15 protein-coding genes and 1 pseudogene are annotated in these 10,718 nt (G+C 66.0%); 9 read left to right on the top strand and 7 right to left on the bottom strand.

What is annotated here, in order from left to right; all coding sequences use genetic code 11:
* Positions 1-8 precede the first annotated feature (8 nt).
* The 5 genes and pseudogenes from IEW15_RS16795 to IEW15_RS16785 form a co-directional block, all read right to left on the bottom strand.
* Positions 9-323, bottom strand: a complete 315-nt coding sequence (locus tag IEW15_RS16795; RefSeq protein ID WP_188579975.1) for a hypothetical protein — start codon at positions 321-323, stop codon at positions 9-11.
* Positions 320-598 (bottom strand): TRAP transporter small permease subunit, encoded by a 279-nt coding sequence (locus IEW15_RS25990; RefSeq protein ID WP_229708188.1) that lies wholly within the window; start codon positions 596-598, stop codon positions 320-322. Before IEW15_RS25990 ends, IEW15_RS16795 begins: the two co-directional genes overlap by 4 nt.
* Positions 599-818: 220 nt before the next feature.
* Positions 819-956 (bottom strand): hypothetical protein, encoded by a 138-nt coding sequence (locus IEW15_RS25985; protein ID WP_229708187.1) that lies wholly within the window; start codon positions 954-956, stop codon positions 819-821.
* A 118-nt stretch (positions 957-1,074) separates the two neighbouring features.
* A pseudogene (locus IEW15_RS26775) lies at positions 1,075-1,344 on the bottom strand (C4-dicarboxylate TRAP transporter substrate-binding protein); the annotation flags it as partial.
* Positions 1,242-1,703, bottom strand: a complete 462-nt coding sequence (locus IEW15_RS16785) for a type 2 periplasmic-binding domain-containing protein (RefSeq protein ID WP_188579973.1) — start codon at positions 1,701-1,703, stop codon at positions 1,242-1,244. The gene IEW15_RS16785 and the pseudogene IEW15_RS26775, both read right to left, overlap by 103 nt.
* 135 nt (positions 1,704-1,838) lie before the next feature.
* Between IEW15_RS16785 and IEW15_RS16780 the strand changes: the two genes are divergently transcribed.
* The 8 genes from IEW15_RS16780 to IEW15_RS16745 all read left to right on the top strand — a co-directional run bounded on the left by IEW15_RS16780 (position 1,839) and on the right by IEW15_RS16745 (position 8,434).
* Positions 1,839-2,363 carry a TetR/AcrR family transcriptional regulator gene (locus IEW15_RS16780; RefSeq protein WP_188579972.1) on the top strand — a complete coding sequence of 175 codons (525 nt, stop codon included), beginning with the start codon at positions 1,839-1,841 and terminating at the stop codon, positions 2,361-2,363.
* A 3-nt stretch (positions 2,364-2,366) separates the two neighbouring features.
* Entirely contained in the window at positions 2,367-2,540 is a 174-nt protein-coding gene (locus IEW15_RS16775; RefSeq protein ID WP_188579971.1) for a hypothetical protein, read from the top strand.
* Between the two features lie 111 nt (positions 2,541-2,651).
* The gene (locus tag IEW15_RS16770) at positions 2,652-4,334 is read left to right on the top strand and encodes an AMP-binding protein (RefSeq protein ID WP_188579970.1); all 1,683 of its coding nucleotides are present in this window, start codon (positions 2,652-2,654) and stop codon (positions 4,332-4,334) included.
* A gap of 127 nt (positions 4,335-4,461) precedes the next feature.
* Entirely contained in the window at positions 4,462-5,619 is a 1,158-nt protein-coding gene (locus IEW15_RS16765; RefSeq protein ID WP_188579969.1) for an FAD-dependent monooxygenase, read from the top strand.
* A 56-nt stretch (positions 5,620-5,675) separates the two neighbouring features.
* Positions 5,676-6,149: an acyl-CoA thioesterase gene (locus tag IEW15_RS16760; protein ID WP_229708186.1), complete on the top strand. Its 474-nt coding sequence runs from the start codon at positions 5,676-5,678 to the stop codon at positions 6,147-6,149.
* 5 nt (positions 6,150-6,154) lie between these two features.
* On the top strand, positions 6,155-7,444 hold the full coding sequence (locus tag IEW15_RS16755) for an alpha/beta fold hydrolase (protein WP_188579966.1): 1,290 nt from the start codon (positions 6,155-6,157) through the stop codon (positions 7,442-7,444).
* Between the two features lie 25 nt (positions 7,445-7,469).
* A complete protein-coding gene (locus IEW15_RS16750; RefSeq protein ID WP_229708185.1) occupies positions 7,470-8,174 on the top strand; it encodes a VOC family protein in 705 nt (234 codons plus the stop codon).
* Positions 8,174-8,434 carry a hypothetical protein gene (locus tag IEW15_RS16745; protein ID WP_188579964.1) on the top strand — a complete coding sequence of 87 codons (261 nt, stop codon included), beginning with the start codon at positions 8,174-8,176 and terminating at the stop codon, positions 8,432-8,434. The genes IEW15_RS16750 and IEW15_RS16745 overlap by 1 nt, the downstream gene beginning before the upstream one ends.
* Before the next feature lie 137 nt (positions 8,435-8,571).
* Here the strand turns inward: IEW15_RS16745 and IEW15_RS16740 are convergent, their stop codons facing one another.
* Entirely contained in the window at positions 8,572-9,333 is a 762-nt protein-coding gene (locus IEW15_RS16740; RefSeq protein ID WP_188579962.1) for a TetR/AcrR family transcriptional regulator, read from the bottom strand.
* A 185-nt stretch (positions 9,334-9,518) separates the two neighbouring features.
* Between IEW15_RS16740 and IEW15_RS16735 the strand changes: the two genes are divergently transcribed.
* Entirely contained in the window at positions 9,519-10,268 is a 750-nt protein-coding gene (locus tag IEW15_RS16735) for a maleate cis-trans isomerase family protein (protein WP_188579960.1), read from the top strand.
* Positions 10,269-10,301: 33 nt separating this feature from the next.
* Here the strand turns inward: IEW15_RS16735 and IEW15_RS16730 are convergent, their stop codons facing one another.
* Complete coding sequence (locus IEW15_RS16730; RefSeq protein ID WP_229708184.1) at positions 10,302-10,628, bottom strand: hypothetical protein; 327 nt, start codon at positions 10,626-10,628, stop codon at positions 10,302-10,304.
* Positions 10,629-10,718: the final 90 nt, after the last annotated feature.

The following is a 10,718-nucleotide window of genomic DNA, read 5'->3' as shown; positions in this document are numbered from 1 at the left end:
GCCCCGCATCATCTCCCCCTAACAAAGCTCCACGCGATCGAATCACGCCGGATAAAATGAGGGAAGGATTTTTCCGCAGCCTGATAGAGCGGGATGGTGCTCAACTCATAGCTATGGACGAACTGGAAGGGCACATCGGCCAGCACCGACATCATCGGCCGGAGGGCGGCCTCGGGATCGAAGGCCTCGCCCGGATACCAGCCATAGATGAACAGAAGCCCGGTGACGGCGCCCAGGATCAGCGCGAAGGCGATCGGCACGCGCAGACCCACGAGACCGAGCACGGTGATGAGGGTGGCCCCCATGGCATAGGCCGGAGTCATTCGTTTTCCTCCCCGCTGGTCAGCCTGCGCACGAGATCAAGCAGGCAGGCGGCGAGCCCGCCCGCGAGCCCCAGGACCACCAGCAGGCGTCCGGGCCAGGCCATGAGTTCCAGCTCGCCGATATAGAGCGAGCCGCTCAGCCAGGCGCGGTCGAAGGCGATCCAGGCCGCCCAGCCAAGGACACCATAGGCGGCGACGCCGCACAGGGACGCCAGGACATCCAGCCCCCGCTGCACGGATCGTGGCGCCAGCCGCGCCAGTGCGTCGACGGCCACATGGCGACGCCGCCGGACCAGCAGCCATTGCGGCAGGAAGGCGATGATGAACCATCGGCCTCCGCCACCAGCAGGTCTTCGTCCGGGGGCACCAGGCCTGCCAGCGTGCCGGCCACGGCGATACCGATATAGAGCACGCAGAAGCAGAGTGCCGCGACGCTGATCGCGCCCAGCACCTTTTCGGCGGCGAAGACCCAGGGCACGGGTCGCGCAACCGCCCTTACTTGCGCGCCCACGGATACCCCTCCCGCTCGAATTCCGCCTGATAGGTCGCCTGAAGGGCCTGGAACTGTTCGAGCACGGCAGGATCGCCCTTGTCGAGAAAGGCATCGACAGTGATCTTGCCGGCGTCGAGCAACCGCGCGTGGTCGTCCGCCGAAAGGGTGTGGAAGGTGACGCCATAGGCCGCTTCGAGCTGCGGAGGCGGTGGTCTCGACGTTGATGCGCGTGCTGGCGGTCGACAGGTCGCTTGCGGCTTCGAGCAGCATTGCCTGCCGGTCGGCCGGCAGGCGCTGGAAACTGCGCTCGTTCATCCCGGCGCCGAAGCCCGGATTCTGGCCGAAATCGAGGATGGTCACGTGCTTGGCCACCTCGAAATGGCGAAACGGAATGGTGGCCGGAATATAGGTCTGGGCGCAGTCGATCAGCCCGCGATTGAGCGACTGATAGACATCGGTGAAGGCAACCGAGACCGGGATCGCACCGAAGGCTTCGAAGGCCAGCGAATGCGGCGGGTTGGCCCGCACCTTGCGACCATTGAGGTCGGCGGCCCGGAAGTTGAACAGTTCGATGGGCGTGCTGACCGCGATGACGGTGCCATATCCGCAACACCGTCGCCGACGCCGCGCAGAACATCGCGCAGCGCGATCAGCGCGCCGCCAAAGGTGATGCGGAGCTTGAGGTCGCCATCCGTCATGTCCTGCAACTGTTCGGCGAATTTGGTGAGGGCGATGCCCTGAACGCCACGCGCGGTGCCGTAATCGCTGTAGGTGAGTGTCTGGCCTGCCGCCGCTGCCGGCACCGCAAGGGCAGGCAGCGCTGACGCAAGGGTAAGGCCGGCGACGACCGCCGCAGTCATGCGGTGGTGCCTGTATGTGCCCATCATGTTCGTTTCTCCCGTCATGCCCACGTTTTTACGTTTGCGTGGAATTTTTAACTATCTCGTTTAAAATCTGCGGGAATGTCAACAGCCACGACGACAGACGCGGTGGATTCCCCAGAGAACGGGCGGGAGATACGGATGAGCGGAACGGATGGAAACGAACCGGGCATGGGCCGCGAGCGCCGCAAGGCACTGCTTGAACGCGAGATCAAGGACAAGGCGTGCATCCTGTTCGCCCGCAAGGGTTTTGCCGGCACCAGCCTGACCGACATCGCCGATGCGGTCGGGTTGAGCCGGGCCGCCATCTACTATTATTTCGAGAACAAGGAGGCGCTGCTTGAGGCGATCGTCGCCGAGGTATCGGAGCGGCCGATCGAGATCTGGCTGGCGCAGTCCCGGTTGTCGACGGCGGGTCCGGAGGCGCAATTGCGCGACGTGGTCCGCCGCCATGTCACGGGCATTCTGGGCCGTCAGGTGCTCATGCGGATGATGGCGGTGACCGAGGCGGCCCTGCCGCCGGCCCTTGCCGCACGCCATGCCGCCTCGAAACGCCGCTATCTCAACAATTGCCGCCGGATCATCCGTGACGGTGTGCTGGCCGGCGTCTTCCGGCCGGTCGACGATCGGGTCGCGGCGCTGGCGGTGATCGGCATGGCTGCCTGAACGGTGCGGTGGCACGACGCGTCGCGCCCGCCGGATGCGGCCGAACTGGCCGAGGCCATGGGCGAGATGGCGGTACGATCGCTCAGGCTCGATCGCGACAGTGCCGCGGCCGGCACGGTCGATGCTGTGCTCGACGGCCTGCGCCAGCATATCGGGCGGCTGGAGCAGATGCTCTGAGCCCTCGCGCCAGGAAGATTTTACGATAATGAAGAATAATTGACGAAATTGTTGTTCGAGGCGATCGGGCGGCGCTATGGTCTCCTCAACGAATAAGGAGGGGAGGAAACCATGCCCATCGTCCGGACCCCCATCGCGGGCGTCGTCTATCCGTCCGGGGATGACGTCGCTCGACACGAGGCGCTGGGGATATTCGATGATGTGACCATGCCCGAGGCCTATGAGCGGATCGCCGAGCGCCATGCCGCACGGCCGGCGCTGACCGATCCCGACGGTACCTGGACCCATGGCGAGGTCGATGATCTGGCGACACGGCTGGGTGCCGCCCTGCTGGGGATCGGGTTGCAGCCGCTCGATCGGGCCATTTTCCAGATGTCCAACAGCCGCGAACTGGTGCTCTGCCTGTTCGCCTGCCTCAAGGCCGGCGTGATCCCGGTTTGCACCCTCACCGCACACCGCGCGCACGAGATCGGCTATCTGGCGCGTCATTCGGGTGCCCGTGCCCATGTCATCTGCACCGACGATCCGAAATTCGATTTCGCCCGGTTCGCCGACGAGATGCGTCAGGCGGTGCCGGGCCTTGAACATGTGATCGTCGCCCGCGGCGAGACAGAGGACCGTCCGGGCTTCCATGCGCTGCAGACGCTTGTCGCCGGGATCGATGCGGCCGCGGCCCGCAGCCGGATCGCCGGTGTGGAGCGCGACCCCGCCCAGGTCGCGGTGTTCCAGCTTTCAGGCGGCACCAGCGGTATCCCGAAGATCATCCCGCGTTTCCACAACGAGTATCTGTGGCAGATCCGGGCGGCGGGGGCGTTCCACCGGCTGAGTCACGAGACGGTGTCGTTTTCGGCCGCGCCGATGATGCACAACGCGCCTATCGTGTGCTACTGGGGGTCGACATTCTGGGAGGGCGGCGAGGTGGTCTGCCTGCCCACGCCCACGCCTGAGGCTATGGCTGCCCTGATCCGCAGCCGCCGGCCGACCCTGATGGCGGTACCGCCACCGCTGATGTACCGGCTGATGGCGCAGCAGCTGCTTTCCATGGACGATCTGCGCCGGGCGGTACAGATCGCCGCCGGCTTCGCGCGCCCGCTGGCCGAGAAGACCGGCGCTTCCGCCGTCACCCTCTATGGTATGACCGAGGGGATCATCTGCTACAGCACCATCGGCGATCCCCTCGACATCCTGTCCGATACAGTTGGCCGGCCGATCGACCCCCATACAGACATCCGTATTCAGGATCCGGAAACCGGCGAGCCGCTGGCCGACGGTGTGATCGGCGAGATGGTCTTCCGCGGGCCCAGTTCCACCCGGGGCTATTATGATGCCGAAGAGCGCAACCGCGACGCCTTCACCGCCGACGGCTATGTCAGGTCCGGTGATCTGATGAGCATTCGCCGCATCGACGGCGTGCTGCATCTCACCTTCGACGGCCGGGTGAAGGACGTCGTCAGCCGCGGCGGCGAGAAGATCAACTGTTCCGAAGTCGAACGTGTCCTGCTCGACCATCCGGCGATTGGTGCGGTGCTTTGTGTACCGATGCCCGACCCGGTCTATGGCGAGCGGATGTGCGCGGTCGTGATCGCGGCTCCCGGTGTCCCGGTGCCGGACGTGCGACAGCTTGGCGCGTACCTCGAAGCCCGCGGCATGGCCAAGTTCAAATGGCCCGAACGGATCGAAGTCGTGGCCGACTTTCCGTTGACCGGATCGGGCAAGCCATCGAAACCCCTGCTGGTTGAACGCATCGCGGCGATCTTGAGGGCAGAGCGTGCGCTCGGCGCCGTATCCGCCTGATTCCGGCGCCAGAATGCCAGCTCAAATGTGCCAGCTCAAATGTGCCAGTGCAAAAGTGCCAGCGCAAAAGTGCCGGCACGAGAGTGCCGATGCCAATGCCCGTGCGAGAGTGAAGGAGCTCCAGACTATGAAGATCGCCATTGTTGGTGGCGGACCCTCCGGCCTGTTCTTCGCCCGGCTGATCAAGCGCAGCCGGCCGGGCGCCGAGGTTCGGGTGTTTGAGCAGAACGCGCGCGACGCGACCTATGGCTTCGGTGTGGTGCTGGCCGGTCCCGCGCGGGATCGTCTGCGAGAGGTGGATCCCGAAAGCGTCGACGCCCTCACCAAGGCCATGGTGTTCTCAAGCACGCAGAAGATCGGGCTGAACGGCGAGGCGCTGCTGCTGGACTACCCGGGCAATTCTGGCGCGATCGCGCGGCTGACCCTGTTGCAGATCCTCGGCCGCCTCTGCGCCGATGTCGGCGTGCAGGTGGTTCATGATCGGCGTGTCGAACGCGCCGGGGATCTGGACGGCTATGACCTGATCGTGGGTGCCGACGGGGCCAACTCGGTGGTCCGCGGGATCTGGCCAGAGGCCTTTCCTGTCAGAACACAGCAGCTTGACAACCGCTTTGCCTGGTACGGCGTCGACCGGGCACTGAAGCCGAATGCGCTGATCTTCCGCTATCATCGCGGCGGCTGCTTCATCGCCCACTACTACACCTATGCCCCGGGTCTGAGCACATTCGTTGCCGAATGTGATGCGCAGACCTGGACGGCGTGTGGCCTGGACCGCATGACCGATGCCCAGCGCAAGGCGTTGATCGAGCACATCTATGCCGACGTGCTCGACGGGGGGCGGCTGCTTGAGAACAAGTCGGTCTGGCGGCGTTTCGATGCCAGGGTCGCCGAGCGCTGGACCGACGGCCGGGCAGTTCTGATCGGCGACGCCCTGCGTGTCGCGCATTTCTCGATCGGCTCGGGCACGCGGCTTGCCATGGACGACGCCGTGGCCCTGCATGACGCGCTCGTCGACGGCGGCCCCGTGGCCGAGGCTCTGGACCGTTTCGTCGCCGCGCGCAAGCCGGTGCGCGATCTGTTCACCGATGCGACCGCCCGAAGCTATGCGTGGTACGAAGACGTCCGCGGTGCGATGCAGACCGACCTGGTCAGCTTCGTCCATGATTTCCTCACTCGGACCGGCCGGGTCGATGACGAGCGGTTGAAGGCCTATGCGCCGGAATTCTATGCCCGCCACATCGTGCCGCGCCACGCGCACAACATCGCGCTGGGGCTAAGCGCATGACGGCGGCATCCGACGGCTCGTCCGGTCTGCCGCCGCCGCAGGAGGGGGTCGTGTCGATGCGGCCCTTCACGGTGCGCCGTTGCGTGCGCTGGTCGGATTGCGACCCGGCCGGCGTGGTCTATGCCGGGAAGTTTCCGCTCTACATGCTCGATGCCTGCCAGCTCTTCGGGCAGCACGTGGTGCAGCCGGCCCTGCCGGCGGGCGTTCAGCACCGGGCGCCGGGAAAGGGACTCGAGATCGAGTTCCTTGGTCCGCTCTGGCCCGGCGACGTCTTCGACATCGAGATCCATCCGGGCGGGATCGGCACCCGCACGGTGCATCTGCTGGCGGCGGCACGGCGGGTGGATGACGGCCGCCCGGTCTTCATCGGCAGGGTCACATCCATCCATGTGTCTCCGGACGATCGCACCATTGGCGTGGATGTGGCGCCTGAACTGCGCGCCGCGCTTGAAGATCAGGCCGCGCATTCGGGGCCGCCGCCTCAGATTCTACAGCGGCTTTCCCCCGTCACGCGGTTCGCGAAGGGATGATCTCCATGACCGACCAGACGACCGCCGCCCCCCATGCCGGGGCGCCCGTGATCCGGCAGGCGACCACGACCGCCGGCCTGCACGGCACCAAATGGGATCCGGACCGGTTGCCCGCCGGCACCACCATGACCGCCCATGCCCTCACCACCGCTGACGGCGCGCCGGTGACCGGTTTCCTGTTCCGCCGCGGTGGCGAGCGCAGCGTCGTCTGCCTGATGCATCCGCGGGAGATCGGCGTTACCCAGTACATCGTGCCGGATCTGCTGGCGGCCGGGGTCGCGGTCTGGGTGCAAGGGTCGCGCGCGCCCGGCAATGATCTCAGGCTGGAGCACGAGACCGCGCTGCACGACATGGCGGCCGGCCAGGCGTTTCTGCGCAGCACGGCCGGGTTCGGGCAGTCCGTCCTGCTCGGCATCTCAGGCGGCGGACCGCTTGCCGCCTTCTATTGTCAGCAGGCGGCGCTGGAGCCCGCGGCGCGGGTCGCCCGCTCCTCCGGTGGCCGGCCGACCGGCCTGCACCGCGCGACGATGCCGGCGCCCGAGGGCGTGATCCTGGTCTCGTCGCATCTGGGCCAGGGGGCCTTGATGCTGGCCTGCATCGACCCCTCTGTCACTGACGAGGACGATCCGTTTTCGGTCGACCCGGCGCTCGACCCGTTCTCGGCCGCGAACGGATTTCGCCCGGCCCCCCAATCGGCCAGCTACACGCCCGAATTCCTTGAGCGCTATCGCGCGGCACAGGCGGCACGGGTGCGTCGCATCGACGAGAAGGCGACGGCGTTGCTGGCCCGCAAGGCCCGGGCACGTGCTGCGGCCAAATCGGGCGGGGGCCGTGCGGATGAGGTCATGGCCGCGTTCTCGCCGATCTTCCAGGTCTGGCGCACCGATGCCGATCCGCGCTGCTTCGACCTCTCGCTCGATCCGTCGGATCGTGCCTATGGCACGCTCTGGGGGGCGAACCAGACGGTCAGCAATTACGGCTCGATCGGCTTCGGGCGCGTCTGCACGCCCGAAAGCTGGCTGTCGAACTGGTCGGCCTTTTCCACCAAGGCCTCGATGGCGGCATGTGCGCCGGACATCCGCCAGCCGGTGCTGATGGTCGAATACACCGGTGACAACAGTGTGTTCCCTGCCGATGCCGAATACCTGTTCGGCCTGATCGGCGCTGCGGACAAGTCAAGGCTGCGCGTCCACGGCAACCATCATGGACGCGCCATCGATCCGGACCAGCCCAACGGACAGGTCGTGGCCGGCGATGCCATCGCGGCCTGGCTGTCTGAAAAGGGCTTTGCCTGACCCCGCCCATAAGAGGACCGTTCAGATGACCGCTGATCTCATCCACAAGAAGGCACGTCAGGAGACGGCCTTCTCGACGAACCGCGCATACCGGACCGATGGCATCGATGTCGCGGCCCTGAAGCCTGCTGCCGACGACGGGGTGCGGCTCCGCCTGCATGGTGTCGATCATACCGCGCGCCCGACCTGGAAACTGCGCGAGACGGTGACCTTCTATCGCGACATTCTGGGCCTGCCGCTGATCCACACCATCAGCGCCCGCGGCTGGGGACAGCCCGGACATCCCGACTTCCTGCACTTCTTCTTCGATGCCGGCAACGGCGCGACGATTGCCTTCTTCTACTATATCGGCACCGAACGGCCCGAGAAATACCTGTCGGAAGACCATTATTTCTATGCCGCCACCCATACCGCATGGGGTGTGGAGAACCGCCAGGAACTGGAGCGGTGGAAGGAGACGCTGGAGGCCCGGGGCATCGCCGTCTCGCCCTATACCCAGCATGAGGGCATCGAGTCGATCTATTTCCTGGATCCCAACGGTTATCCGCTGGAAGTGACATTGCGGCTGCGCGATGTGGAGCGGATCGACGGGCAGGATGCCGAGCTGACACTGCGTGCCGCCATCGACCTTGAGGATGCGGCCCGCGCCTCCGGCACGCGGATGACCGATATCGATGCGGTGTGGCGGCGCAAGGCCGCGCTGGTCGACGCCTGGCTGGAGGACGCGTGATGCCCCGTCTTTATGTGGTGGATGTGCCCGAATTCAGGCCGCTGGTCGAGACATCGCGCGGCCGCGACGGTTATCGCGTCTCCGACACCCGCAAGGGGTACTGGCTGATCGAGACCGACGGTCCGATGACCTTCGAACGCAAGACCCTGGGAATGAAGCCGGCCCTCTGGTACGGGATGTTCACCGGCGGGCTCGATGGCGAGGTCGCCGACTGGGGGCGCGACACCGTGACCGTCATCGGTACCAACCGTCCGCTCTGATGTCCGGTCGCCTGCCTGCCTCTCCCCTTGACCGGCGGCGATCTGGTCAGACTGGTGCGCCCGGCGTCCTCCCGGCCGGGCGCATCCTTGTTCCCGCCTCGATCCGGGTCCGGCGTGGCCTCATCGCCGGGCGAGGGTCACGCCTCGCCGCGATCGGCCGCCATGAGTAGGGCGAGTTGCTCGACATCCTCCCGCAGTGCCGCAAGTGCCGCCTTCGGGTCCGCGATCTGGCTTCGTCCGGCGCGTGGCGAGATGACGGCCTGCACGGCCATGTCGGCGATCTGGCGCGCGACCGCAGGAATATCGGCGCCGCGGCCCGGCGTATACCAATGCACCGTCCAGTTGACCATGCCGATGATGGCGAGGGCGGCCACACGCTGATCCTGTGCCCTGAACACGCCCTGTTCCATGCCGTCGCGCAGTATGGCGCGGTATTCGGCCAGCACCCGCCGCTTGGCCTCGATATGCCGCTCGGCCATCTCGGGCGGCAATATGGCCTCGGTGACATCGATCATCCGCATCCTGAGCGGGTGCGAGAGGATGCCGCGCACCCGCATATCGACAAAGCTGCGCAGGCGGTCGACCGGATCTTCGGGCGCGGTCTTGCGCCATGCGGCGCTTGCCGCCAGCGGCGCGGCTGTCGCCTCGACCACGATGGCTTCGAGCAGCGCTTCCTTGTTGCGGAAATAATAGTAGATCGCGGCCCGGGTCAGACCGACGGCGTCGGCGACATCGGTCAATGTGGTGCCATCGAAGCCCTTGCGGGCGAACAGGATGCAGGCCTGTTCCATGATCTGCTTTTCGATCAGTCCCTTGCGCATGTCGCGGGGACTGTCGGCTGCCTCCGTTTCCTGTAACGCCGGCATTCCGATCGTCCCGACCTTCGCCGATCTGGCCATGCGCCTCGCTCTCCTTTGCCGATCACTGCCTCTTTCCTATCACGCCGGGCCGTATATGCGCATCGCATTCCGGCGGCATCGTCAAAAATTATACGATATCGTTGATTATTTGACGCATGTGAATGTAGCCTCGATGCGATCCACAACCGCCGCGATCATCGCCACACGAACCCAGAGGATCACCGATGACCCCAAGAATCCACCGGATCGGGCAGATCGTGCCCAGTTCCAACACCACCATGGAAACCGAGATCCCCGCCTTTCTGAACGGTTGGGCACAGGCCCGTGAGGATGTCGGCTTCACCTTCCACGCCTCGCGCATGCGCATGAAGCATGTGGCGATGGACGAACTGGCGGCGATGGATGCCGACAGCCGGCGCTGTGCCGCCGAGCTGTCGGATGCCCCGATCGATGTCGCGGGCTATGCCTGCTTGGTCGCGATCATGGCGATGGGGCAGGGCTATCACCGCCGTTCGGAAGCGGCGCTCGGTGCCATTGCGGCGGAGAATGGCCGGCCGTTTCCGGTCGTCACCTCTGCCGGCGCCCTCTGTGCGGAACTGGCGCAGATGGGGTACCGGCGCGTGTCGCTGCTGATGCCCTATGCCGACGGGCTGGCGAAGATCGTCGCCGACTATGTCGCGGCCGAGGGGATCGAGGTCATCGACTACCGGAATTTCGGCGTGACCGACAATCAGGAGGTGGGCCGCATTCCGGGCGACCGCCTGCTTACCGCCCTCGATGACCTCGAAACCGACGGTGCCGACTGCGTCGTCATGTCGGCCTGTGTCCAGATGCCGAGTTTCGGCGTGCTGGCGGCGGCCGGCCGCAAGCTGGGCAAGCCTGTCACCTCCACCGCCGAATGCACGGCACGGACCATGTTGCGGCGTCTGGGCTATGAACCCGGCACGCTGACGGCCGGACTGATGACAGCCTGAGGGGGGCGAGCCCCGGTCACCAGACCGGCCGGTTCAGCCGGGCACGGCAGGGATGTCGAGACGCAGATCCGGCTCGGCATGGATGAACGTCATCTGGAGGGTGGCAGAAATCTCGCGATCTGCCATGGCAGGGTCAGCGGCGAGGCGATCCAGGTCGGCGGTTGCGGCATCGGCCAGCGCGAGGTCCCGGTTGGACAGGCCGTCGCGGAGGGCGAGCAGGCCATGTGCCGGCACGGTGAAGCGCAGCGTCGTCATCTTGTTCGAGTACTGATGATGATCGTCCACCCAGCCGCCGGCCGCTGCGATTGCATCGGCAGCCCCGTCGGTGGCGCCGTGGCGGTCCCGACGGGTCATCAGCATCAGGCGCAGGAACAGCGGTCGGCGAGCCACCGGAAGACCTCCATGCCTTTGGATGCCTGATCATACACCGCCGGCATGGTGTGGAACATG

The organism is Tistrella bauzanensis (assembly GCF_014636235.1).
Classification (GTDB): Bacteria; Pseudomonadota; Alphaproteobacteria; order Tistrellales; family Tistrellaceae; genus Tistrella; species Tistrella bauzanensis.
This window is presented reverse-complemented; position numbering and strand designations above follow the sequence as displayed.